This is a genomic window from Rhizobium sp. 01T437, from assembly GCF_056398505.1.
This window is the reverse complement of sequence record NZ_JBFTPM010000032.1, coordinates 20,213-43,198: the sequence shown is the minus strand read 5'-3', so window position 1 is coordinate 43,198 and position 22,986 is coordinate 20,213. Positions and strand designations below refer to the sequence as shown.

Sequence of the window (22,986 nt, the reverse complement as noted above, 5' to 3'; positions counted from 1 at the left end):
GAGTTGACGTTCTTGATTTCGCAACGCGTGCCGAAGGGCTCGCCCGGACGGCGCACGGAGACGTTGACGTCGGCGCGCATGGAGCCTTCGTCCATGTTGCCGTCGCAGGTGCCGAGGTAGCGTACGATGGAGCGCAGCTTCGTCATGTAGGCCTTGGCCTCATCGGAGGTGCGCATATCCGGCTTGGAGACGATTTCCATCAGCGCGACGCCGGAACGGTTCAGGTCCACATAGGACATCGTCGGATGCTGGTCGTGCATCGACTTGCCGGCGTCCTGTTCCAGGTGCAGGCGCTCGATGCCGATCTCGATGTCCTCGAACTGGCCCTGACGGTCCGGGCCGAGGGAGATGACGATCTTGCCCTCGCCGACGATCGGGTCCTTGTACTGGGAGATTTGATAGCCCTGCGGCAGATCTGGATAGAAATAGTTCTTGCGGTCGAAGAGCGAGCGCTTGTTGATCGCAGCCTTCAGGCCGAGGCCGGTGCGCACCGCCTGCTTGACGCATTCCTCGTTGATGACGGGCAGCATGCCGGGCATGGCCGCATCGACGAGCGAGACGTTCGAATTCTGCGGCTTGCCGAACTCCGTCGAAGCGCCGGAGAAAAGCTTGGAATTGGAGAGCACCTGGGCATGGACTTCCAAGCCGATGATGACTTCCCAATCGCCGGTGGCGCCGGGGATATAACGTTTCGGATCAGGCGTGCGAACGTCGACAATGGTCATGAGATGCTCTTCGAAGGCTGTTCTTTTCAACAGGTGAGGTAAAGGAAATGGCCTGCCGGTGCAAGGCTTTCGGCAGCCTAGAAACCCGGGCCGTAGCCTTCCGGCTCCTGCGGGCCGAGATGCTTGCTGAGACCGACTGATGGCACGTCGCGGTCGAGCTTCGGATTATAAGCAACCGAAAGCCAGTGGATCGCGTAGCCATGCTTCTGGAAGAAGGAGATCGCCTCTGTATTTCCAGAATGGGTCTGCATCGCCGCCTCCTCGAAGCCCTGCTCGAAAATATCAGACTCGATATGCTCCAGAAGTGCGGTGCCGAGCCCCTGACGATTGAAGCTCGGATCGATCCAGAAGTCAGAAATGGTCTCGTCCAGTCCTTCGCGCGCGGCCCAGCCGGCAACCTGCCCATTCTGTTCGACGACAGTAATGGTGAGCCAGTTATTATCCACGAACGTTCGGAAGGCGGTGCGGGCTCCATCCGTCATGGCGTCCGATTCGCCGATCAATGCCATCGCTCTTTGCCAGGCTCGCAAGCCGATTTCGCTCAAGAGCGCCGTGTCGCCTTCGCGGGCATTGCGAATGTGGATCAATGGCACCTCCGCGTTACTACAGAGTAGTAGACCATTGAGTCGGGCAATTTTCCAGTCCCTGCAATGAGATGAAGAAGCGAAAGCAATATTATTGGCGGCTTTTTTGTTCCGCTACGCCTGCTTGACCGGATTGTGGTTGCTGATAAAAAGCCCGTCAGAGGTGTTTTATGTCTAACTTGCCTGAGACCCGGTAAAGGCCCCTGCCCGCAAGCACAGCCTCGCGCGCATGGGCCCGAAAAACGAAGCCGCGGCGTATCGGCTAAACCCGAACGCCAAATCGTTTTCGTGCGCCTTCCTGAAGGCGCGTTTCCGGATCAACAGCAATGGACATCTCGCGCGCAGAACAGCGCATCCTGCACCTTATGGCCCAGGGCGGCCGTATCGAAATCACCCGAGACGACAATAAAAAAATCGAAACGGTAAGTTGCTTCACTCGCGACGGCTGGGTCTATCCCGGCTTCGGCATGGAGCTTTTTCGCAAGCTGAAACGGCTGAAGGCAATCAAATCTTCCACCGGCCAGCCCTATCGGATCACCGAAAGAGGACTGAAGCTCGTCAGGTCGCAGCTCGATAACAGATAGGTCTGACAAAGCCTGGCCGTGCGGCGCCGTCGTCGCGCGGCCAGGAACGTTTCAGAGCTTTTCAGAAAGCTCCGGGCGCATTGCCGCCCATTCTTCGGCAATCGTGCCTGCTCCAATCGTCTTGCCGGCGCGGCGATACCAGTAACCGGCGTTCCAATCGTCGCCTTCGACGCGGTGGCAAAGGGCATGGCCCCAGTCGAAAACCTGTTCACCCTCGTGGTTCTGGCAGATTTCGTGAACCGCCTCCCACTCTGCGCCCAATTTAAAGCCGCTGGCAGCGAGGCGATCAAAGGCCCCGATCAACCGCGCAAGATCCTGTTTCGGCATGAGGCCCTCCTCGCAAAGACCTCCCTCTATAACAGGCGCCGCCTCGAAATCCGAGACGGCGCCTGCCTTTCTTCAGGCTTGTCGCACTAGTCCTCGGCTAGTTGCTTCTGCAAATGTACCTTTTCGAGCGGGACGCCCATGCTCTTTGCAAACTCGATACCGTGCCAGATGATCTTGAAACCGCAGCGCTCGTAAAGACGGATTGCACCACTGTTCTTCGCATGCGTGTCAACCCGCGCCGTTTCCAGGCCGTCGCCTTTCATCAGCTCGCAGAGATGAAGCAGCAGCGCTTTGCCGATGCCTTTGCCCTGATGATCGGGATGCACCCAAAGGTCGGAAATATAGTTTGGCGCGTTCGCCCGTGCGCCCCAGCCGACGATTCCTCCGTCAAGCTCAGCAACAAAGATCTCGCCCGTCGTCTCATCCGGAAAAATCGCGAATTCCTGCTTCACCCGATTGATGACAGCGGGATCCCGATAGCTGTCTTCAAAGGCATTGCTTGCCGCCCATGCGGCAAAACCAACAACGCCGACCATTTTGTGGTCGGCGTCTGCAATCTTTCGTATCGTTAGACCGATTACCACCACTTGGCTGGCGTGAACTTACCGGCGGCCTGTTCGATGACATGGGCGGTCTTGAAGAGGGTTTCCTCGTCGAAGGCCTTGCCGATGAGCTGCAGGCCGAGTGGCAGGCCCTTGTGGTCGAGGCCGGCGGGAACGGCGATGCCCGGCAGGCCGGCCATGTTTACCGTTACCGTGAAGATGTCGTTCAGGTACATTTTGACCGGATCGGCAGCGAGGTTCTCGTCGGCAACGCCGAAGGCAGACGACGGGGTGGCCGGCGTCAGGATGGCGTCGACGCCGGCATCGAAGGCGAGTTCGAAGTCGCGCTTGATGAGCGTGCGGACCTTCTGGGCGCGCAGGTAGTAGGCGTCGTAATAACCGGCCGACAGCACGTAGGTGCCAATCATGATGCGGCGCTTGACTTCCTGGCCGAAGCCGGCGGCACGCGTCTTCTCGTACATGTCGAGGATATCCTTGCCGTCGACGCGCAGGCCGTAGCGTACGCCGTCGTAACGGGCGAGGTTCGAAGAGGCTTCAGCGGGTGCGACGATGTAATAGGCCGGCAGGGCGTATTTGGTATGGGGCAGCGAGATGTTGACGATCTCCGCACCTGCATCCTTCAGCCAGGAGATGCCCTGCTGCCAGATGGCTTCGATCTCGTCGGGCATGCCATCGACGCGATATTCGTTCGGAATGCCGATCTTCATGCCCTTCAGCGACTGGCCAATGGCAGCTTCGTAATCCGGCACCGGCAGGTCGACGGAAGTGGTGTCCTTGGCATCGACGCTTGCCATCGACTTCAGCAGGATCGCCGCATCGCGGACGTCGCGGGCGATCGGGCCGGCCTGATCGAGCGAAGAGGCAAAGGCAACCGTGCCCCAACGCGAGCAGCGACCGTAGGTCGGCTTGATGCCAACCGTGCCGGTGAAGGCTGCAGGCTGGCGGATCGAGCCGCCGGTGTCGGTTGCGGTAGCACCGGCGCAGAGATGCGCGGCAACCGCTGAAGCCGAACCGCCAGACGAGCCGCCCGGAACGAGCTGCTGGTTGGAGCCTGCAGCGCGCCAGGGATTGATGACTGCGCCATAATGCGAGGTCTCATTGGAGGAGCCCATCGCGAATTCGTCCATGTTGAGCTTGCCCAGCATGACGGCGCCATCATCCCAGAGGTTCTGGGTTACGGTCGATTCATAACGCGGCTCGAAACCGTCGAGAATATGGCTGCAGGCCTGCGTGTGCACGCCGACGGTCGCGAAGAGGTCCTTGATGCCGAGCGGAATGCCTTCGAGATCACCTGCCTTGCCGGCAGCGATGCGCTCGTCGGAATTCTTCGCCATGACACGGGCGAGATCCGGCGTGACCTTGATATAGGCATTGAGCTGGCCATTGGCCGCATCGATCGCCGTGATATAGGCCTCAGTCAGTTCGGTCGCGGTAATTTCCTTGGCGCGCAGCTTCTGGCGGGCTTCGGCAATGGTCAGGCTGGTGAGTTCGCTCATCGTGTTTTCGCTTCAGATCTGGAAATGGCAACAGGGTCGGAAAGAGGCGGTCAAAGCCTTATTCGACGACTTTCGGCACCAGGAAGAAATTGTGGTCGGTGATCGGCGCATTGGCAACGATATCGGCGGCCTTATTGCCGTCATTGACGACATCGGTGCGCTTCTTCATGTCCATCGGCGTCACCGAGGTCATGGCCTCGACGCCTTCGACGTCAACTTCGGAAAGCTGCTCGACGAAGCCGAGGATGCCATTCAATTCGCCGACCATGCGATTTGCCTCTTCTTCCGAGACGGCAATACGGGCAAGGCGCGCAACGCGCTTAACGGTGGCGAGATCGACGGACATGGCATTCTCCGGATAGGAATTTTCCTATCGCTATAAAGACCATGTCCGTCCTGTGCAACGGGTTTGCCTTTTCCGCAATGCAGAATTCCTGCCCTCAAACCCACCGGGATTTGAGGGCTTATGCATCAGAACGACAGGCTTTCGCCAGGCTTCGGCGCCTTCACTTGCGTCTTCGACGCTTCCATACCGGCAACGAATTTTTCCGGCGTCTGGTCGATGATCGGGAAGGTGCCGTAGTGGCAGGGAATGGCCGTCTTGAAGTTGAAGTAGCGCTGGCAGGCAAGAGCCGCCACCGCACCGCCCATGGTGAAGCGGTCGCCGATCGGCACGATACCGATATCCGGCTGATGCAGCTCGTTGATCAGCGCCATGTCGGAGAAGATATCCGTGTCGCCCATGTGGAAGAGGCTCGGCTCGTCGTCGAAATGCAGCATGAGGCCGTTCGCGCTGCCGAGCGAATGGGAAACGCCGTCTTCAGTGGTCTGTGCGGAAGAATGCAGCGCATTGGTGAAGGTGGCGGTGAAGCTGCCGAGCGGGACGGTGCCGCCGGTATTGCCCATTTCGAGTTTATCGACACCTTTGGTGCCGAGCCAGGAGGCAAGGTCTGCATTGGCGAGAACGATGGCGCCAGTTTCCTTGGCGATCTCTACGGTATCGCCGACATGGTCGCCATGGCCGTGGGTCAGCAGGATATGGGTGATGCCGTTGGTCACTTCCTTGATATCCTGTCCGGAGAAGGACGAATTATAAGTCAGGAAGGGATCGATCAGGATTTTGGCGGCTTTCGTCTCTATCCGGAAAGCAGAATGGCCGAGCCAGGTGATCTTCATGAAAAGTCTCCTTTATTACATGATGCAAAAGCGATTTCCGGACCAGAACGGTTTAAAGCAATTCCGGTCGGAAAACCGTTTCGCACTTTTTCTGGAATTGCTCTAAGGACATAGCCGATATGGCCGCAAAGAAAAGCGGTGGGAACTTCAATTTCTTTTGACAGGATGACACGGCAATGACGGTGCTTACGATCGAGGAACTGGCCGGAGCGCTCGGTCCCGGACAGGCAATCGCCGGCCTCGATCTCGGCACCAAGACGATCGGTCTTGCCATGTCCGATCTCGGACGCCGCTTTGCGACGCCGCGCCCGGTCCTCAAGCGTGAGAAATTTACCATCGACGCCGAGACGCTGCTGAGTTTCGCGGCAAAGGAGAAGGTCGCGGCTTTCGTCATCGGCCTGCCGATGAATATGGACGGATCGGCAGGACCGCGCGTGCAGGCTACGCGGGCTTTCGTGCGCAACATGGAGCAGAAGACCGCCATTCCCTTCGTTTATTGGGATGAGCGGCTATCGACGGTGGCTGCCGAACGTGCCCTGCTGGAAATGGATGTTTCGCGGGCAAAACGCGCCGAACGGATCGATTCGGCTGCGGCTAGCTTCATCCTTCAGGGAGCGCTCGACAGGCTTTCCTTGCTGGCGAGATCTGCCGACGATACGGAGGYGTGACGCGCCTTCCACCAGCCGGCGATCTGGCGGCGCTTGCGGAAGCCCATGATGGCGAAGACGACGAGACTATCGACGGCAATCGCGCGGGCGACGAGCGGAGGGATTTCCTGCGGCGGCAGGCCGAGCGCCTTGCCGTAAATCTGGAAGGTCAGGTCATGGACCTGCCGCGTCAGCATGAAGATGCCGAAGTTCAGATCGTAATAAGAAAGCCAGTACCATCCCGCCAGGAAGACGATCGGACCGGCCCAGAAGATCAGAAACCACTTCATGCGGCCTCTCCTTCGTGCTTGCGTAGGACCGGCATATCAAGGGAAACGAGCCAGACCGACGATGCCATGATGCAGAGTACGAGCGTGGGCACGGCAATATCCAGCGCCAGCACGGCGAAAAACATCATCGCCGCGACAAGCAACGCGGTTCTGGCTGCTCTGGTTCCCATCACTGAACTCGGGTCCACAATTGTTACATTTCTAATGTGGACCACACTGGCGGGTTAACCAGCGTCACGCAATGTAAACCAATTGTTAAGGTTAACGGCCGGGCGTGGGCTGTGGATTGTTCAGCCGTAGACGCCGCGCACCAGCCGCTTTAGCGCGGTGGCGGCCTTCTCCCAGTCCTTGCCGTTCTTCAAAACCAGACCTGCGCACTGACCGCCGGCGGCCGCCGACAGCACAAGATGCTGGATCGAGGCGAAGATCAGCGCATTGACGGCTGCCGTATCGATGCCCTTAGGCGGCGTCAGCGAGCCGCGCATGCGATCTAGCCACAGTCCGAGCGCCTTTGAGCGCGCCTCGGAAAGACGCCTTACCTGCTCGGTATTTTCCGAGATCTCCCAGGCGACGATGCGGCGCATCAAGGCATCGTTGCGCAGCGCTTCCAGGAAGAGCAGCGACAGCCGCTCCATGAGGTCACCATAGGTCAAGAGGAACATGCCGCCGGTATCTTCGGGGATGCGGTCCTTGACCCAGTTGCCGAGATCGGCGCCGATCGCCTCGACGAGGCCGTCGAGACCACCATAATAACGGTAGATGAGCTGCTTATCGCAGCCGGCGCGGCGGGCGACGGCATTGATGCCGAAATTCTGGAAACCCTCTTCGGCCAGCAGGTTTTTGGCGGCTTTCAGGATAGCGCGTTCCGTAGCGCTTCTGTCGCGGATACGTTTTTCAGGCTCGGTGGCACCCGTCTGTTCGAGCGCGGCCATGGCAGTTTCATTCAGCATTCGGTCAACCCCGGTCTGTCACCAATCGGTGAGTAACAGTGGAATTTTCCGTCTACAATCCTATCTTATTGAGAAGACTGTGGATATTGATGGTCCGCAGCTCTGCTGACGCTGGTGGGCGGGCCGGCGGCATTTTTTCACCCGGTACAACGCGCCCGAGAAATCTTGCCCATGCGGTTGATCGCGATGGACGAACCCGGCATAGCTGCATTATGAAAAGAGACGACAATTTCTGCTAAGGCCTTGCAATGGTGAATTATATCGAAGCCTCCTCCGCGCCGCCGAAGAATACCGGCGCCATCAGGCTTTATGGCCCTGAAGCATTCGAGGGAATGCGCAACGCGTGCCAGCTGACCGCGCGCTGCCTCGATGCGCTTGCCGATATCGTCAAGCCGGGCCTTGCAACCAATGAAATCGACCGCTTCGTTTTCGAATTCGGCATGGATAACGGCGCCTATCCGGCGACGCTGAACTATCGTGGCTATACAAAGTCCACCTGCACTTCGATCAATCATGTGGTCTGCCACGGCATTCCCGATGACAAGCCGCTGCGCGAAGGCGATATCGTCAATATCGACGTGACCTTCGTCGTCGACGGCTGGCATGGGGATTCGAGCCGCATGTATCCGGTCGGCCAGGTCAAGCGCGCCGCCGAGCGGCTGCTCGAAGTGACCTATGAGTCGCTGATGCGCGGCATCGCCGCCGTTCATCCCGGCGCGCGCACCGGCGCGATCGGCGAAGCGATCCAGACCTACGCCGAAGCCGAGCGCTGCTCCGTCGTGCGCGATTTCTGCGGCCATGGTGTCGGCCGCCTCTTCCACGATTCGCCGAACATCCTGCATTATGGCCGCGCCAATGAAGGGCCGGAACTGCGCGAGGGCATGATCTTCACCATCGAACCGATGATCAATCTCGGACGCCCGCATGTGAAGGTGTTGGCGGACGGCTGGACCGCCGTGACGCGCGACCGGTCGCTGTCAGCGCAGTACGAACACACGGTCGGCGTGACCGCCAATGGCTGCGAGATCTTCACGCTCTCGCCCGCCGGTCTCGACCGGCCGGGCCTGCCGCCGCTCAACGGGTAACGCTCGCCATGGCGAAAGGTCCCGTTCCGCAGGCTGGCGATGACGAACTGCCTTTCGACGTGGACGAGGATATCGCTGTGGACGAACGGGCGTTTTTCGGACAGCCGTCAAAGGCGGCAGCTTCCGCCAAAAAAGCCACGCTGCCCGCCAAGGAAGAGCATTATCACGGCCATCGCGAGAGGCTGCGCAATCGCTTCCACGACCATGGCGATACGGCGCTTGCCGATTATGAAATCCTTGAACTTCTGCTTTTCCGGCTGATCCCGCGCCGCGACACGAAACCTATCGCCAAGGCACTGATCGATCGCTTCGGGTCGCTTGCCGGCGTCTTCGGCGCACCGGCAGCACTGCTGCAGGAGGTCAAGGGCGTCGGAGAGGCGGTGGCGCTGGATCTGAAGCTGATATCCACCATTAGCCATCGCACGTTGAAGAGCGAACTCAAGGGCAAGCAGGTGCTTTCCTCGTGGTCGTCGGTCATCCAGTATTGTCATGCGGCCATGGCGCATGAGACGCGCGAGCAGTTCCGCATTCTCTTCCTCGACAAGCGCAATGCGCTGATTGCCGACGAGGTGCAGGGGCGCGGAACCGTGGACCACACACCTGTCTATCCGCGTGAGGTGGTGAGGCGGGCGCTCGAGCTTTCGGCAACGGCGCTTATTCTCGTGCACAATCATCCCTCGGGCGACCCGACACCATCGCGCGCGGATATCGACATGACGAAGATGATCATCGATGCTGCAAAGCCGCTCGGTATTGCCATCCACGATCACATCATCATCGGCAAAGACGGACAAGCAAGCCTCAAGGGCCTGCGCTTGATATAAGACTGCGGCTAAGGCATGAAAAAGCCATCTTGGCGTTCTCCAAGCTGAATGACTGTCAACAGGATGGGAATTATGGGCATTTCTCCTGGTCGCTTGTACGCGCCGCCGAGCCTTCGATCGCTGATACGGCTGACACTTCTGCTGTTTGTCGTAACCGGTCTCTATCTCGGATACCTGCAGCTTTCGACCAATGTTCATGCGGTCGTCGATGGCCAGGTCTASCGCTCCGCCCAGCCCTCCCCCGCGAAGCTTGGCGAACTCGTCAAGGAGTACGGCATCAAATCCGTACTGAACTTGCGCGGCGACAGCAGCGGCGAGGCCTGGTACGACAACGAAGTCGCCGCAGCAAAGGGCCTCAATGTCCAGCATATCGATTTCCGCATGTCGGCGACGAAGGAACTCTCCATCGAGGAAGGGCGCCAGCTGATGGCGATCATGGCCGCCGCGCCCAAGCCGATGCTCATCCACTGCAAGGCCGGCGCCGACCGTACGGGACTGGCTTCAGCCATCTACGTCGCCGGCGTTGCCAAGGAAGGAGAGATTGCGGCGGAGTCGCAGATCTCGCTGACATACGGCCATCTGTCGCTTTTCTTCATCGGCGCCTATGCGATGGACCGCACATTCGAGCGGCTTGAGCCAATGTTCGGCTTTTTGAACTCCTAAACTGCGCCGGAATACAAACTGTAACATTGACCGGCTACCGATGAACGCGCGACATTTCGCGTTGCAATATGATTCCAATTCCAGTTCGGGGCTAAAGATGTTCCAGTACGATCTCGTGGTAGTCGGCAGCGGTCCGGCAGGGCGCCGCGGCGCAATCCAGGCTGCAAAACTCGGCAAGAAAGTGCTGGTCATCGAGCAGGGAAAACGTGTCGGCGGCGTGTCCGTCCATACCGGCACGATCCCTTCCAAGACGTTGCGCGAAACCGCACTCAATCTTTCCGGCTGGCGCGAGCGCGGCTTTTACGGCCGCAGCTACCGCGTCAAGCAGGAGATCAGCGCTGAAGACCTGCGCCGTCGCCTGCTGATCACGCTGGATCATGAAGTGGAAGTGCTCGAACATCAGTTCGCCCGCAACCGCGTCCAGCACATCCGTGGCAAGGCAAGCTTCGTCGATACTAATACCCTGCAGATCATCAAGGACGACGGCGACACAATGACGGTGACTGGCGCCAGCGTCCTGCTCGCCGTGGGCACCAAGCCGTTTCGGCCTGATTACATGCCCTTCGACAACAAGACCGTGCTCGACAGCGACGAGCTGCTCGATATCGAGGAGCTGCCACGCAGCATGGTCGTCATCGGCGCCGGCGTCATCGGCATCGAATATGCAACGATCTTTTCGGCGCTGGATACGGCCGTGACCGTCATCGATCCAAAGTCGACCATGCTCGACTTCATCGACAAGGAAATCATCGAGGATTTCACCTATCAGCTGCGCGACCGCAATATGAAGCTGCTGCTCGGCGCGAAGGCCGAGAAGGTCGAGCGGCTTGAGACAGGCAAGGTGCAGCTGACACTCGACAGCGGCCGGCATCTCGTGACCGACATGGTGCTTTTTGCCGCCGGGCGCATGGGCGCCACCGATACGCTCAACCTGGATGCCATCGGTCTTGAGGCGGACAGCCGCGGACGCCTGAAGGTCAATCCCGAGACGTTCCAGACGTCCGTGCCTAATATCTATGCCGCCGGCGACGTTGTCGGCTTCCCGAGCCTTGCCTCGACCTCGATGGAACAGGGCCGCATTGCTGCGCGCGTTGCAATCGGCGCCGTTGCCAAGGAACCGCAGAAATATTTCCCCTATGGCATCTATGCCGTGCCCGAAATCTCCACCTGCGGCCTGACCGAAGAGGAAATGAAGGAGCGTGGCATTCCCTATGAGTGCGGTATTGCCCGTTTCCGGGAGACATCACGCGGCCACATCATGGGCCTCGATACAGGGCTTCTGAAGCTCATCTTCTCGTTAAAGACGCGCCGCTTGCTCGGCGTACACATCGTCGGCGAAGGTGCTACCGAGCTCGTGCATATCGGCCAGGCTGTGCTCAACCTGAAGGGTACTGTTGAATATTTCGTAGAAAATACCTTCAACTACCCGACGCTTGCCGAAGCCTATAAAATCGCCGGCCTCGATGCGTGGAACCGCATGGGCGACATAAAATCTGAACTTTGAAGAGCGAGGGAACACCCCTCGCCTTTCCAGGCTAGAGCACGTAAGCCACTGATCCTAAAGTCTTATTTTACTACAGCACGCCTCATTGCACGCTGTTGGTGACTGCCTGTGGTCTGCGGCAACTGCCTATATCCTATGTCAAAAGATATTGGTAAGGTCAGGGTGTTCGCGCCTTGCATTGTTCTATTGCGTTTTGCTTATCGCCTTCCCAAATATGGGGCGCGCCTTTCGACAGCCTGAAATCCGTGTCTTAGACTGGCCTGCAGTACCACCAAGTCCAGCTATGCAGACCACAACGAAAGATAGTTATTTTGCCCGATATTTCAGAGGCTGCTCGCAGACGGTTTCAGCTCGTCCTGATAAAGCCGTCGCATTATGACGATGACGGCTACGTGATCCGATGGTGGCGGGCAATGATCCCCTCCAACTCGCTGGCAGCGATCTTTGGGATTGCCGCCGAGTGCGCGGAGCGGCAGGTGCTTGGGGCCGACACCGCCATCGACATCACTGTCATCGATGAGACCAATACGCGGATCGATTTTGCGGCGCTGATCTCCCAGTTCAAACGCAATGACAACTTCGGGATGATCGCGCTTATCGGCGTCCAGTCCAACCAGTATCCTCGTGCGCTCGATATCGCCCGACCCTTCCGCGATGCCGGACTGCAGGTTTCGATGGGCGGCTTCCATATCTCCGGCTGCCTGTCGATGCTAAGTGGCGACGCGATCGGGCTCGACGAATGCCGTAAGATGGGGGTTTCCATGTTTGCGGGCGAGGCTGAAGGACGACTGGAGATGGTGCTGCGCGATGCAGCCGCCGGCGAACTGAAACCGCTCTACAATTTTATGAACGACCTTCCCGGCATCGGCGGCACGCCGGTGCCTTTCCTGCCGAAAAATAATATCCAGCGCACGCTTGGCCTCAGCACCAGTTTCGATGCGGGCCGCGGCTGCCCCTATCAATGTTCGTTCTGCACGATCATCAACGTGCAGGGCCGCAAATCCCGCTTCCGCTCGGCCGACGATGTCGAGAAGCTGGTGCGCATGAACTGGGCGCAGGGCATCCATAAATTCTTCATCACCGACGATAATTTCGCCCGCAACAAGGACTGGGAAGCGATCTTCGACCGGCTGATCGAACTTCGCGAAAAAGATGGTATTCCGCTCGGCCTGATGATCCAGGTGGACACGCTCTGCCACAAGATCCCGAACTTCATCGAAAAATCGAAGCGCGCCGGCGTCACACGCGTCTTCATCGGCCTCGAGAACGTCAATCCGGACAATCTGACAGCCGCCAAGAAGAACCAGAACAAGATCACCGAATATCGAAAGATGCTGCTGGCCTGGAAGGCACAGGGCATCATGACGCTTGCCGGCTACATTCTGGGCTTCCCTGCAGACACGCCGGAATCGATCCGCCGCGACATCAAGATCATTCAGGAAGAGCTGCCGCTCGACGTCATCGAATTCTTCGTTCTGACACCGCTGCCCGGCTCCGAGGACCATCAGGTTCTCTGGAAGAAGGGCATCGAAATGGATGCCGATCTCAACATCTACGACGTCGAGCATGTCTGCACGGCGCATCCGAAGATGAGCAAGCAGGAGTGGGAGAGCATCTACCAGGAAGCCTGGTCGCTCTATTACTCGCCTGAGCATATGAAGACCCTGCTGCGCCGCGCTGTGGCGACCGGCATCAAGCTGAGCAGTCTCGTCAAGGTCCTGGTCTCGTTTGCGACCACCGTACCGCTGGAGAATGTCCATCCGTTGCAGAGCGGCCTTCTGCGCCTGAAGCATCCCTCGGAGCGGCGTCCTGGCCTGAAGCGCGAACATCCGCTGCTGTTCTGGCCGCGTTTTGCCTTCGATACCGCCCGCAAGCACGTATCGCTCGCCGGCACGATCATCGGCCTCAGCGTCTCGGCTTTCCTGATTGCGCGCGATGCCGGCGCCAAAAGCTACATGGACAAGGCTTTGACACCGGTCGCCGAGGACGACGAAGACGTTCTCGACCTCTTCACCAAGACCGCCGGGGGCACCGCTGCCGTCAGCCACATCAAGAAGGTTGCCGAACTGACCCACGCCCGCAAAGCCGTGTAGAACGCCCTGCGTCCACCTGGACGCATCAAGGACGCTCTAACTCTTTGAATCACTCTATCCGACATCCGAAAATCGATTCCGATTTTCGGATGGTGCTGCAGGCGCATTTGTTGAGGGACCAAGAGAGAACGGCCACGTGATCTCGTGGCGGCGACGTGACGTCAATCTGCCGCCCGACCCCATTCTTAAGTTAATGGCGGTCGCGTCCTGTCACAGCCTCTATATCATCCAATTGTCAAAGCAAAGCAGGACGATCAATCGTCCCGTCTCTCGTCGCTCCAGCCAAGCTCTGGAGCATGTACGCTTGATCGAACCCGGCCTCGGTTCTCGATCCTGTGTCGTGGCACCGCGTTGGCGTGGCTTCGCGTCTTGGCCGTGGGTCACGCCGGTCTGAGCACGATCAGTCTGATTTCAGCGCATCAACAAAAAAGCCCTGCCGCAAGCGGCAGGGCTTTTTGAATTTCAGCTTGAAAAACCGATTACTCGGCGCTGTCCTCGGAAGCCTTCTTCTTCGGAGCGGCCTTCTTCTTCGGAGCGGCTTCTTCGCCTCCGGCAGCTTCTTCAGAAGCTTCGGCCTTGGCAGCAGCCTTCTTCTTCGGAGCAGCCTTCTTGGTGTCGGCCTTTTCAGCGCCTTCGCCTTCTTCGTCGGCGAGCAGCTCTTCCTTGGTCACCTTCTTGTCGGTGACGGCGATTTCGGTCAGCAGGTGGTCAATGACCTTTTCTTCGAAGATCGGAGCGCGGATCGAAGCGGCGGCACCCGGCTGGCTGCGGAAGAACTCGAGGATCTGCTTTTCCTGGCCCGGATACTGGCGCAGCTGTTCGTAGATCGCGCGCTGCATTTCGTCTTCGCTGACTTCGACGCCGGCCTTTTCGCCGATCTCGGAGAGAACGAGACCGAGGCGGACGCGGCGCTCGGCGAGCTTCTGGTACTCTTCGCGCGCCTGTTCTTCCGTGGTGTCCTCATCCTCGAAGGTCTTGCCGGACTGAGCGAGGTCGTTGCTGACCTGGCTCCAGATGCCGTTATATTCGGCTTCGACAAGCTTGGACGGGGTCTCGAACTTGTACAGTTCGTCGAGCTGGTCGAGAATCTGGCGCTTCAGCTTCTGGCGCGTCAGCGAACCGTACTGGGATTCGATCTGGCCACGGACGATTTCCTTGAGGCGGTCGGCAGATTCGAGGCCGAGCTTCTTGGCGAGTTCGTCGTTGATTTCGACATCAGCCGGAGCAGCAACTTCCTTGACGGTGACGTCGAAGGTGGCTTCCTGGCCAGCGAGGTTCTTGGCCGGATAGTCGGCCGGGAAGGTCACAGTGATGGTCTTCTCATCGCCAGCCTTGAGACCAACCAGCTGCTCTTCGAAGCCGGGGATGAAACGGCCGGAGCCGAGAACCAGTTCGGCATCCTGATCGGTGCCGCCGTCGAAGGCAACGCCATCGACCTTGCCGAGATAGTCCATCTTGACGCGGTCGCCGTTGGCAGCCTTGCCCTTCTTTTCGGCGTAGTCGCGGGCGCTTTCAGCGACCTTGAGAACCTGCTCGTTGACTTCGTCATCGGAGATGTCGACGACTTCGCGCGTGACCTTGATGCCCGCGTTGGACTTCAGCTCGATCGGCGGGAGAATTTCATAAGACAGGGTGAATTCGAAATCCTGCTCGGCGGCGAGGATCTTGTCTGCCTCGTCCTTGTCTTCCGTCATGTTGATTTCCGGCTGGGTAGCCGACTTTTCGCCACGGCTGGACAGGATCTGGGTCGGCTGGTCGCGAACGATCTCGTTGACGAGATCGGCCATGATGGACTTGCCATACAGCTTCTTGACGTGGGCAGCCGGAACCTTGCCCGGACGGAAGCCGTTGATGCGAACCTTGTCCTTCACGTCGGCAAGGCGCTCGTTCAGCTTGTTTTCCATGTCCTTGGCCGGGATAACGACCTTGATTTCGCGCTTCAGCCCTTCAGCGAGCGTTTCGATAACCTGCATGTCTTCCTACCTTCATTTCCGTGGCGGCCGTGCCCAGACGCCGTTCGTTTCGGTGAGCACGACGCCGGCCAACTGCCGCGCGTGGCTTTTTCTCAATTCCTGTTCGTTCCGTTCGAGACGGAACCGCACTCGCTTTCCGGGTATCCGGGACAACTAAGTTCCAGTCCTCCCGCCCTGCAAGGCAGCTTGGTGCGGGTAGAGAGACTTGAACTCCCACGCCTTGCGGCACCAGAACCTAAATCTGGCGTGTCTACCAATTTCACCATACCCGCGTTCGCAAAACCGCATGCATATGCCTGCACATGAGGCCTTCCGGAGCGCGGCGTCTCTATATCACCCGATTTAGAACAGGCAAAGGAAAAATGAACGGCAAATGACAGGGATTTGCGGGCAAAAGCGCTCCGTTCTCGTCAGCCACCCCGGCTCTCAATAGAGAGGCTCCTCATAGGCCGGTTTGCCGTCCACAACGAGGCTGCGGATCTGCGCGGCACCGGAGGAGGAAACGCTGGCAGCGATCGAAACGACGCCCTCGTTGCGGGCCTCCTCCAGCGGCCTGCCTTCGCCTTCCGGCACGTAATAGCGCTCTATCCCGTATTCGACCCGGATGGTTTCGCCACTACTAGGACCATAGCTATAGAAAGGCTGACTGCGCAGTACGACCGTATCTGATGCTGACGGCAATTCCTTGAATGACGATTCGACAATGTTCCAGAAGCCATCCTGCTGGCGCTTGAGGCGTACCCACAGGGTCTGCTCGCCGGCTTCTGCCGGAATGCCGCCGGTGACTGTCGAGACCGGGACCGACGATATATCGTAGTTCAGCACCACGTAGTCGCCACGCAGGAAATCGCGCGGATCAACCGGAGCCGTCTTCAGCAATACTTCGGTGCCGCTTGCCAGGATAGAAGCACGGCTCTGGATGAGGTAACCGAGGATCAGCGTCTGCAAGCTGGCGACGAGGATCGCGGCAACAATATAGAAGCGGCCGGCCTGCGGTTTTGCGAAGGCAAAGCTCATGCGCGTTCCTCCCCTGCCTCAACTGATCCCGGTCCGGCCGCGAAGCGTCTTTCGAGGCGGATGACGACCCAGGCGACGGCTGCGACCACCAGGCCGGAGAACAGGAAAAGGCTCGACGTGCCCAAGATCGTGCCGACCGTCACCGAGGCCAGATAGAGCATCTCGGCGGCGAAGGCGCCATAGGCCAGATAGCGTACCGCTCCATTGTCCCGACCATGCAGCACGATCGCTACAACGGCGGCGGCAAGCGTCAGCAGGCCGATCACGACCATACGCCCGCCTTCGTCCATTTCGGTGTGAAGCAGGAACAACCCGATGATGGCGACGAGGAAACTATAGAATGCCGGGGCGGCACCTGCGGTTCCGACGAGCGTGGAAATCGGGCGGACGGGCAAGGCGGTCAGCAGGACAGCCACCATGCCGAGGACGGCGAAGGCGATCGCCACGGAGATCTCTTCAGTCAGCACATAGAGCCAAGCGAGCCAGCCGACCACCAGCAGATAGGCGAGATGGCGCGCCCGGTCGGCACCGGTAAAGCGCACGAGCCCGATGACAACAGCCGCCATGACAAGCGGCGCATAGGGACCGGAGCCGAACCAGCGCGTATCGAAATTCTCGAGGTAGACTGCAAAGGAGGCCCAGGAGAGGAAGCCGGCGACAACAGTCACCGCAGCCGAGCGGAAAAGGATTGCCGAAACGGTCGCCACGGCAAACCAGAGATACATGACCGTCTGCTCGTCGCCCGAGAGATGATACATCTGGCCGATGAGCGAGATGGCGCCGCCGAAGCTCAGCGTGCCGACGATGAGCAGACCGCCGGCGGTGGCAAGCGCGCCGCGCATAAGAAGAAGTGCAGCGCCGATGTGAACCGCCCAGATGAGCGCCAGCATCAGGCCGACGCGGACAAGGCGTGGGATATACTCCCAGTTCGAAGCGACGAGAAGCAGCAGGGCGGCCCCGAGCAACACGGCCGCCAATCCCATCAGCACGCGGCCGAGGCTGAAGCTTGCCGGGCGCGTGTCGTATTCGGCCAGCAGCGTCTTCGCCGTCCCTTCCTCAAGAAGTCCCTTCTCCACCCAGAGCGAGAGATCCCGCCCCAACCTGCCGCGATACATGCCCTACCCCGCATTGATCCGCCATCTTCGGCTTCTGCATTTATAGCGCAGGATCGGCGCGCGGGAACGCCGGTATTTGAAATATGCAAATTCCTCACTGGTCTTAATTGGGTCAGCCGTTAACGAAACACTAACCGCATCATTGCTAATATATAATCACCGCACAGAAGGCATGCATAAACCGCATAGCCCTCATGAATATATTGCACTGCAAAACAATCAAAAGTCATACTATTTAACTCCTATCGAAGCACGGGGATGGCGCCCCGGCCCGGTTTTCCGGAAGCCTGCGGATGATATGTCCGTGACGAGATTCGCAGACGCGCACTCCTCCTCCCAGCGCCCTGCGATAGACTGGCAACACTCCTCCTCCCAGTTGCCAGTCACCATCATGACGCCCACCGGATCCTCCCCCGGTGGGCGTTTTGCTTAACAGGTGGTTAAACGATTAGCATGCTGCCCTTTCGGGCTTTCGCGCGAATCAGGGTGAAGCAATCGTTAAGCCGCAACGGACAGCCGGGAGAGCGCTTCAGTGCACGAGGCCCGATGCTCTTCACCGAGATGCATCGGAAAATGCACCGTCAGGAAAAAGACTATTCGCGGACGCCCCGGCCGGCCAAATATCCATCTGCGAATATGGCAGCCTGTGAAAAAATCATTCTGCCTATTCGTTGACCAGAAAATGGCCAAAGCATGTAAATAACCACCCGAGCCTTGCGAATCACGCATGGGTGGCTTGAAATCTTGGCTCTGTTAGTTCTTCGCGGCGCAACATATATTCTGGTCATCAAATAGAGGTCAGCGCCGAAGACAGGCTGCTGGCAGGATCAAGCCCTAGGAAAGGGGATTAACATGAACTTCTCTCGCTCTTTCAATAACTGGCGCAAGTATCGTCAGACCGTTACTGAACTCGGCCGCATGACCAACCGCGAATTGCATGACCTCGGCATTGACCGTTCGGACATCCATCGCGTTGCTCGCGAAGCTTCCGCCCGCTAAGTACAGGTAATCGCTGCTCCTCCCAAGCAGATTGCCTTCCCAAAACGCCTGCTGCCTCCGCAGCGGGCGTTTTCTTTTTGCCTATCGGCCAGACTGCCGCAAAAGTTGCGGAAGTGTTAATTCCTGGCCCGCTCAAAAATCGTGCTCTGCATAATTAGCGGGCATCAGACTGCACAATTGCATAGCAGACGCCTTTTATTTGCACTGCACAATATCGGGGATCTCCACTATATGGATGTCAACCGCAGACACGGCGATCCCGCCGGTCGCGCAAGACATCCGAGGAAAAGATCATGAACCCGATCCGCATTGCAAAGAGCTGGATTAGCTACCGCCGCACGCTCAACGAACTGGGCAACCTGTCCAACCAGACCCTGTCCGATATCGGCGTCAGCCGTTACGACATCCGCAGCATCGCATCCCGCTCGTTCCGCTAATATAGCGAGCACCATTCCCCAAGACGGCGCCATCAGGCGCCGTTTTCGTTTTTGGCTTTGCTTCGCCTTATCGGAACCCTGGGGCTTTCCGGCAGTTCTCCTTGTCGAAAGGAGACCATCTCATGGCAAACCAACTCAATGCAGGCTTCACCGGCCGACCCGCCAACAAGCCAGAGGGCATCCGCAAGGCTGCTTCGGATACTGCCTCCGCAGTCAGGCGTGAGGTACAGGCCGTTGCGACAGGCGCTGCCGATCATCCTCACATGGCAAGCTCTGTCGTCGTCGGCATCGGCGTCCTCGCCTTCAGCATCGGCTATCTGCTTGGGCGCCAATCCGCCGCGCCGGACCGCTTCTGGAGGTGAGATGATGGCCAGGACCCTCCCCGAAAGGCAAATAAGAGCACCCGGTCGCCAAAAGGCGAAATCGATACGCGCAACGAACATGCGCCGGAAACAACTCCGGACGACGTCCTAACCTTGCTGCGCGACTTGAAGCGGCAAGGGAACATAGTGACGCCTATGTTGTCGATGCCGATCTCGAAGATGCCGACCAGCGCGAGGCGTCGCCCGGAACACGAGAGCAGAGCTAGTACCCTTGCGGCGCCAGGAGGCGCCGTTTTCGATTCTGCTGTTGGATCGCGTTCCCCGCCGTGATATCAGCCGCCAATGACCAAGAACTCCTCCTACTCCCCTATCCATGTCATCGGCGGCGGACTGGCCGGCTCTGAAGCTGCATGGCAGATCGCCAATGCCGGCGTTCCTGTGATCCTGCATGAAATGCGCGGCGTGCGCGGCACGGATGCGCACAAGACCGATGGACTTGCCGAGCTTGTCTGCTCCAACTCCTTCCGCTCGGATGATGCCACCAGCAATGCCGTTGGCGTCATCCATGCGGAAATGCGCATGGCCGGTTCGCTGATCATGGCATCGGCCGACAAACATCAGGTGCCGGCAGGCGGCGCGCTGGCCGTCGACCGCGATGGCTTCTCTGATGCCGTGACCAAGGCGATCCACGAGCATCCGCTGATCACGGTCGTGCGCGAGGAAATCTCCGGCCTGCCGCCGAAGGAATGGGATCTGGCTGTTATCGCCACCGGTCCGCTGACGGCGCCGTCGCTTGCGAGCGCCATCCAGGCGGAAACGGGTGAGGATTCTCTTGCCTTCTTCGATGCCATCGCGCCGATCGTCTATCGCGACAGCATCGACATGGATATCTGCTGGTATCAGTCGCGTTACGACAAGGTCGGTCCCGGCGGCACCGGCAAGGACTATATCAACTGCCCGATGACCGAAGAGCAGTACAATGCCTTCGTCGATGCCCTCATTGCCGGCGACACGGTCGGTTTCAAAGAGTGGGAGGGCACGCCCTATTTCGACGGCTGCCTGCCGATCGAGGTCATGGCCGAGCGCGGGCGCGAGACGCTGCGCCATGGGCCAATGAAGCCGATGGGCCTCACCAATGCGCATAATCCGACCGTGAAGGCCTATGCCGTCGTGCAGCTTCGCCAGGACAATGCGCTCGGCACGCTCTACAACATGGTCGGCTTCCAGACSAAGCTGAAATATGGCGCGCAAGCCGATATCTTCCGTATGATCCCAGGGCTTGAGAATGCCGAATTCGCCCGGCTCGGCGGCCTGCACCGCAACACCTACATCAACTCGCCCACCCTGCTCGATCCGTCGCTCATGCTGAAGTCGCGGCCGGGCCTGCGTTTTGCCGGCCAGATCACCGGCTGCGAAGGTTATGTGGAAAGCGCAAGCGTGGGTCTGCTGGCCGGCCGCTTTGCCGCTGCGGAACGCAAGGGAGAGCCAGTTTCGCCTCCTCCTGCAACAACGGCGCTCGGCTCGCTGCTCGGCCACATCACCGGCGGTCATATCGTCACCGATGAGGAGCCCGGCAAACGCTCATTCCAGCCGATGAACATCAATTTCGGTCTGTTTCCGGAGCTTCAGCCCGGCTCTATCGTCAAGCCTGAAGGCGTCAAGCGCTTCCGTGGCAAGGACAAGACGGTCATGAAGCGGCAATTGATTGCCAAACGAGCGCTTGCAGATTGCGCCGCTTGGCTGGGTCAGGACGTCAAGTTCGCCGAAAGCGCCTGATATAGGGCATTTCCGTTTTTCTTCGGTTCGCGGGAATGCCCTATGCTTTGTTTTGACTAATGGCCGTTTGCGGCGGACGAATTCGGCGCAGATAATTCCTTATCCGGCTCGGCAATATAGTTGCCGAGCAGCCAGAGCGACACTTCCGACGCCTCCTTGGCCGAAGCAAACTCGTAAGTGCCGTTGTGATGGGGCGCATTGACAAATTCGATGCTCAGCCCCCTGCCGGTTTCAGAAGCCAAAACCCGCACCGTACCGGGCTCGATCAGATGGCAGGCGAAGTGGCGCGACATGTTGCGCATGAAGCCGGCCTTGTTGTCATGCAGACGCACGAAGACGGCCTGACCGTCAACAGTCGCCTGAAGCTGGCGGATCGCTTCATTGGGGAATGCGCGCCCGAACTCGATGATGGCAAGGCCCGTGTCATGCAGGCCATCTTCCTTGTTCTGAGCAGCCATGCGCGTCGCCACGAAGGCGAAGAAGATGACGATGGCGAAAAGAACGCACCAGACGATAATGCCCACGCGGATTCTCCGTTTAGAATGGGGTTATGCCTGACATAACGCGCGAGACTTGCGCGAGTTTGACCGTTGTCAGATTTTCTTGCGCATGCCGGCAAATGCCATGCGCATCTGACGGCGCCATTGCGGCTCTTGCAGCGAGGTATCCAGAACAGCTGCACCGCGCTTCTGCGCCTTCACCAGCACCGGTTCGGCAAGCGCAACCGGCAGGAAGGCGGGCAGCACCGATGGCGGCAGGGCAGACGCCCTCGCCTTGGCAAGGTGATCGCGGCCGAGCCCGGCAAACGCTTCGATGGCTGCAGAGATGCGCGGCTTGTCCGTACCAGCCAGGAAGGTCTCCCTGTCGAGGCCCGTTGCCGAGAGAATTTCGAGCGGGATATAGACCTGGCCACGGCGTTGATGGAGCGGCATCAGCAACAGCATGCCGGAAATGGCCTGCGCCACGCCGGCATGACCGGCCGCATCTGCGGATTTCATCGCCTCTTCCGAAGAAAGGATGAGGCCCGCGAGCTGGATGAGCGCCGAGGCGGTCTCACCCGCATAGCCTTCCAGCGCGGTTCGGCTTTCCATCGGGTCGTCGTAGAGATCGAATATCCGCGCTTCGATCATATTGACGAGCGTCTGGCGTGGAAGCCGATGCGTCTCGACGGCCGAAAGAAGGGCTGCCGCGAGCGGATTGGCCTCCGTCGAACCGTGTGCATTGCCTTCCAGAAGGTCGCGCCAATATTGCATGCGGATTTCGCCGGGCAGCGGCTCGTGCACGAGATCGCGGATACGCGCGAGCTCGGCATTGAAGGCATAGAGGGCGGCGAGCGCACCGCGCTTGTCATCAGGCGACAGCAGGCAGGCAAGGTAGCGATCGCGATCGATGTCGCGCAGCGTCGCCAGGCTGATCTCCTGGTTCGTCTTCGGATCGGCCATGTTCAGACCGCGATCAGGGCGGCGGCAACGGCACGCTGTTCGGCAAGCATGATGTTGAAGGTGCGCACGGCAGCACCCGTGCTCATCGGATCGGAAGAGATGCCGCGTGCCTTGAGGGCGGCACGCAATTCCGGGGGCAGACGGCGAAGCTCCGTGCCCGTGCCGACGAGCAGCACTTCGATATCGGCGGCTTCATCAAGCACACGGCGGAAATTTTCCACCGACAGCGGCTTCGTCATGTCCATGTCCCAGCCGTGGATGCCCGAGGGCAGGCAGAGGATCGAGCCGCGATGCGACATATCCGCAAAGCGAAAGCCGCCGTTGCCATAGGTGTCGATGGGAGCGCGGCCCGGGAAATGGGCGTCGCGGATTTCAATGCCTTTTGCCATGTAC

At 59.2% G+C, this 22,986-nt stretch carries 27 protein-coding genes, 1 tRNA gene and 1 pseudogene; 12 read left to right on the top strand and 17 right to left on the bottom strand.

Features of this window, described 5'->3' with window-relative positions; all coding sequences use genetic code 11:
* Together AC1DM5_RS33790 and AC1DM5_RS33785 are read right to left on the bottom strand one after the other, a co-directional pair.
* Window positions 1-725, bottom strand: a 725-nt coding sequence (locus tag AC1DM5_RS33790; protein ID WP_477976737.1) for an Asp-tRNA(Asn)/Glu-tRNA(Gln) amidotransferase subunit GatB, incomplete at its 3' end; no start/stop codon positions are given.
* A gap of 77 nt (window positions 726-802) precedes the next feature.
* Complete coding sequence (locus AC1DM5_RS33785; protein WP_310383223.1) at window positions 803-1,312, bottom strand: GNAT family N-acetyltransferase; 510 nt, start codon at window positions 1,310-1,312, stop codon at window positions 803-805.
* A 323-nt stretch (window positions 1,313-1,635) separates the two neighbouring features.
* Here AC1DM5_RS33785 and AC1DM5_RS33780 point away from each other — a divergent pair, with 323 nt between their 5' ends.
* Window positions 1,636-1,893, top strand: coding sequence for a YjhX family toxin (locus tag AC1DM5_RS33780; RefSeq protein ID WP_477821043.1), 258 nt, complete (start codon window positions 1,636-1,638; stop codon window positions 1,891-1,893).
* Window positions 1,894-1,944: 51 nt separating this feature from the next.
* Here the strand turns inward: AC1DM5_RS33780 and AC1DM5_RS33775 are convergent, their stop codons facing one another.
* The 5 genes from AC1DM5_RS33775 to AC1DM5_RS33755 form a co-directional block, all read right to left on the bottom strand.
* Window positions 1,945-2,220, bottom strand: a complete 276-nt coding sequence (locus AC1DM5_RS33775) for a hypothetical protein (RefSeq protein ID WP_007825228.1) — start codon at window positions 2,218-2,220, stop codon at window positions 1,945-1,947.
* Window positions 2,221-2,306: 86 nt separating this feature from the next.
* On the bottom strand, window positions 2,307-2,807 hold the full coding sequence (locus AC1DM5_RS33770; RefSeq protein ID WP_477821042.1) for an N-acetyltransferase family protein: 501 nt from the start codon (window positions 2,805-2,807) through the stop codon (window positions 2,307-2,309).
* Entirely contained in the window at window positions 2,798-4,279 is a 1,482-nt protein-coding gene (gatA, locus tag AC1DM5_RS33765; RefSeq protein WP_477976735.1) for an Asp-tRNA(Asn)/Glu-tRNA(Gln) amidotransferase subunit GatA, read from the bottom strand. Before gatA ends, AC1DM5_RS33770 begins: the two co-directional genes overlap by 10 nt.
* A 58-nt stretch (window positions 4,280-4,337) precedes the next feature.
* Window positions 4,338-4,625, bottom strand: coding sequence for an Asp-tRNA(Asn)/Glu-tRNA(Gln) amidotransferase subunit GatC (gene gatC, locus AC1DM5_RS33760; protein ID WP_007813531.1), 288 nt, complete (start codon window positions 4,623-4,625; stop codon window positions 4,338-4,340).
* A gap of 125 nt (window positions 4,626-4,750) precedes the next feature.
* The gene (locus AC1DM5_RS33755) at window positions 4,751-5,455 is read right to left on the bottom strand and encodes a metal-dependent hydrolase (RefSeq protein WP_477821040.1); all 705 of its coding nucleotides are present in this window, start codon (window positions 5,453-5,455) and stop codon (window positions 4,751-4,753) included.
* A gap of 176 nt (window positions 5,456-5,631) precedes the next feature.
* On the opposite strand from AC1DM5_RS33755, the gene ruvX reads away from it, so the two are divergent.
* Window positions 5,632-6,123 (top strand): Holliday junction resolvase RuvX, encoded by a 492-nt coding sequence (gene ruvX, locus AC1DM5_RS33750; protein WP_477976733.1) that lies wholly within the window; start codon window positions 5,632-5,634, stop codon window positions 6,121-6,123.
* Here the strand turns inward: ruvX and AC1DM5_RS33745 are convergent.
* From AC1DM5_RS33745 to AC1DM5_RS33735, 3 genes are all read right to left on the bottom strand, one after another.
* The gene (locus tag AC1DM5_RS33745) at window positions 6,063-6,392 is read right to left on the bottom strand and encodes a DUF6105 family protein (protein ID WP_477976731.1); all 330 of its coding nucleotides are present in this window, start codon (window positions 6,390-6,392) and stop codon (window positions 6,063-6,065) included. The genes ruvX and AC1DM5_RS33745 overlap by 61 nt on opposite strands.
* Window positions 6,389-6,562: a hypothetical protein gene (locus AC1DM5_RS33740; protein ID WP_007813540.1), complete on the bottom strand. Its 174-nt coding sequence runs from the start codon at window positions 6,560-6,562 to the stop codon at window positions 6,389-6,391. Before AC1DM5_RS33740 ends, AC1DM5_RS33745 begins: the two co-directional genes overlap by 4 nt.
* Window positions 6,563-6,682: 120 nt before the next feature.
* Window positions 6,683-7,342, bottom strand: coding sequence for a TetR/AcrR family transcriptional regulator (locus AC1DM5_RS33735; RefSeq protein ID WP_477821037.1), 660 nt, complete (start codon window positions 7,340-7,342; stop codon window positions 6,683-6,685).
* Between the two features lie 248 nt (window positions 7,343-7,590).
* Here AC1DM5_RS33735 and map point away from each other — a divergent pair, with 248 nt between their 5' ends.
* The 5 genes from map to AC1DM5_RS33710 all read left to right on the top strand — a co-directional run bounded on the left by map (window position 7,591) and on the right by AC1DM5_RS33710 (window position 13,511).
* Window positions 7,591-8,427 (top strand): type I methionyl aminopeptidase, encoded by an 837-nt coding sequence (gene map / locus AC1DM5_RS33730; protein ID WP_007813543.1) that lies wholly within the window; start codon window positions 7,591-7,593, stop codon window positions 8,425-8,427.
* Between the two features lie 8 nt (window positions 8,428-8,435).
* Window positions 8,436-9,251 (top strand): RadC family protein, encoded by an 816-nt coding sequence (radC, locus tag AC1DM5_RS33725; protein WP_477821036.1) that lies wholly within the window; start codon window positions 8,436-8,438, stop codon window positions 9,249-9,251.
* A gap of 72 nt (window positions 9,252-9,323) precedes the next feature.
* Complete coding sequence (locus AC1DM5_RS33720; protein WP_477976729.1) at window positions 9,324-9,914, top strand: dual specificity protein phosphatase family protein; 591 nt, start codon at window positions 9,324-9,326, stop codon at window positions 9,912-9,914.
* Between the two features lie 97 nt (window positions 9,915-10,011).
* Complete coding sequence (gene sthA, locus AC1DM5_RS33715) at window positions 10,012-11,418, top strand: Si-specific NAD(P)(+) transhydrogenase (RefSeq protein WP_477821034.1); 1,407 nt, start codon at window positions 10,012-10,014, stop codon at window positions 11,416-11,418.
* A gap of 311 nt (window positions 11,419-11,729) precedes the next feature.
* Window positions 11,730-13,511 carry a B12-binding domain-containing radical SAM protein gene (locus AC1DM5_RS33710; RefSeq protein ID WP_477976727.1) on the top strand — a complete coding sequence of 594 codons (1,782 nt, stop codon included), beginning with the start codon at window positions 11,730-11,732 and terminating at the stop codon, window positions 13,509-13,511.
* Between the two features lie 479 nt (window positions 13,512-13,990).
* Here the strand turns inward: AC1DM5_RS33710 and tig are convergent, their stop codons facing one another.
* From tig to AC1DM5_RS33690, 4 genes are all read right to left on the bottom strand, one after another.
* A complete protein-coding gene (tig, locus tag AC1DM5_RS33705; RefSeq protein WP_477821032.1) occupies window positions 13,991-15,484 on the bottom strand; it encodes a trigger factor in 1,494 nt (497 codons plus the stop codon).
* 187 nt (window positions 15,485-15,671) lie between these two features.
* Window positions 15,672-15,756 (bottom strand) — tRNA-Leu (locus AC1DM5_RS33700).
* A 154-nt stretch (window positions 15,757-15,910) separates the two neighbouring features.
* Entirely contained in the window at window positions 15,911-16,501 is a 591-nt protein-coding gene (locus tag AC1DM5_RS33695) for a GDYXXLXY domain-containing protein (protein ID WP_477821031.1), read from the bottom strand.
* Complete coding sequence (locus AC1DM5_RS33690; protein WP_477821030.1) at window positions 16,498-17,616, bottom strand: DUF2157 domain-containing protein; 1,119 nt, start codon at window positions 17,614-17,616, stop codon at window positions 16,498-16,500. Before AC1DM5_RS33690 ends, AC1DM5_RS33695 begins: the two co-directional genes overlap by 4 nt.
* 852 nt (window positions 17,617-18,468) lie before the next feature.
* Here AC1DM5_RS33690 and AC1DM5_RS33685 point away from each other — a divergent pair.
* The 5 genes and pseudogenes from AC1DM5_RS33685 (at window position 18,469) to trmFO (ending at window position 21,151) form a co-directional block, all read left to right on the top strand.
* Window positions 18,469-18,615, top strand: coding sequence for a DUF1127 domain-containing protein (locus AC1DM5_RS33685; protein ID WP_003558908.1), 147 nt, complete (start codon window positions 18,469-18,471; stop codon window positions 18,613-18,615).
* A 293-nt stretch (window positions 18,616-18,908) separates the two neighbouring features.
* Complete coding sequence (locus AC1DM5_RS33680; protein ID WP_007813564.1) at window positions 18,909-19,052, top strand: DUF1127 domain-containing protein; 144 nt, start codon at window positions 18,909-18,911, stop codon at window positions 19,050-19,052.
* 122 nt (window positions 19,053-19,174) lie between these two features.
* Window positions 19,175-19,414 (top strand): hypothetical protein, encoded by a 240-nt coding sequence (locus tag AC1DM5_RS33675; RefSeq protein ID WP_007813566.1) that lies wholly within the window; start codon window positions 19,175-19,177, stop codon window positions 19,412-19,414.
* Between the two features lie 107 nt (window positions 19,415-19,521).
* Window positions 19,522-19,641: pseudogene (locus AC1DM5_RS33670) on the top strand (DUF2934 domain-containing protein); the annotation flags it as partial.
* Between the two features lie 76 nt (window positions 19,642-19,717).
* On the top strand, window positions 19,718-21,151 hold the full coding sequence (gene trmFO, locus AC1DM5_RS33665) for a methylenetetrahydrofolate--tRNA-(uracil(54)-C(5))-methyltransferase (FADH(2)-oxidizing) TrmFO (RefSeq protein ID WP_477821028.1): 1,434 nt from the start codon (window positions 19,718-19,720) through the stop codon (window positions 21,149-21,151).
* A 56-nt stretch (window positions 21,152-21,207) separates the two neighbouring features.
* On the opposite strand, the gene AC1DM5_RS33660 is transcribed toward trmFO, so the two are convergent.
* The 3 genes from AC1DM5_RS33660 to AC1DM5_RS33650 all read right to left on the bottom strand — a co-directional run bounded on the left by AC1DM5_RS33660 (window position 21,208) and on the right by AC1DM5_RS33650 (window position 22,982).
* Window positions 21,208-21,675, bottom strand: a complete 468-nt coding sequence (locus AC1DM5_RS33660) for a hypothetical protein (protein WP_477821027.1) — start codon at window positions 21,673-21,675, stop codon at window positions 21,208-21,210.
* Window positions 21,676-21,744: 69 nt separating this feature from the next.
* On the bottom strand, window positions 21,745-22,599 hold the full coding sequence (locus tag AC1DM5_RS33655; protein ID WP_477821046.1) for a phytoene/squalene synthase family protein: 855 nt from the start codon (window positions 22,597-22,599) through the stop codon (window positions 21,745-21,747).
* Window positions 22,596-22,982, bottom strand: a complete 387-nt coding sequence (locus AC1DM5_RS33650) for an Mth938-like domain-containing protein (RefSeq protein ID WP_477821026.1) — start codon at window positions 22,980-22,982, stop codon at window positions 22,596-22,598. The genes AC1DM5_RS33655 and AC1DM5_RS33650 overlap by 4 nt, the downstream gene beginning before the upstream one ends.
* Window positions 22,983-22,986 lie beyond the last annotated feature (4 nt).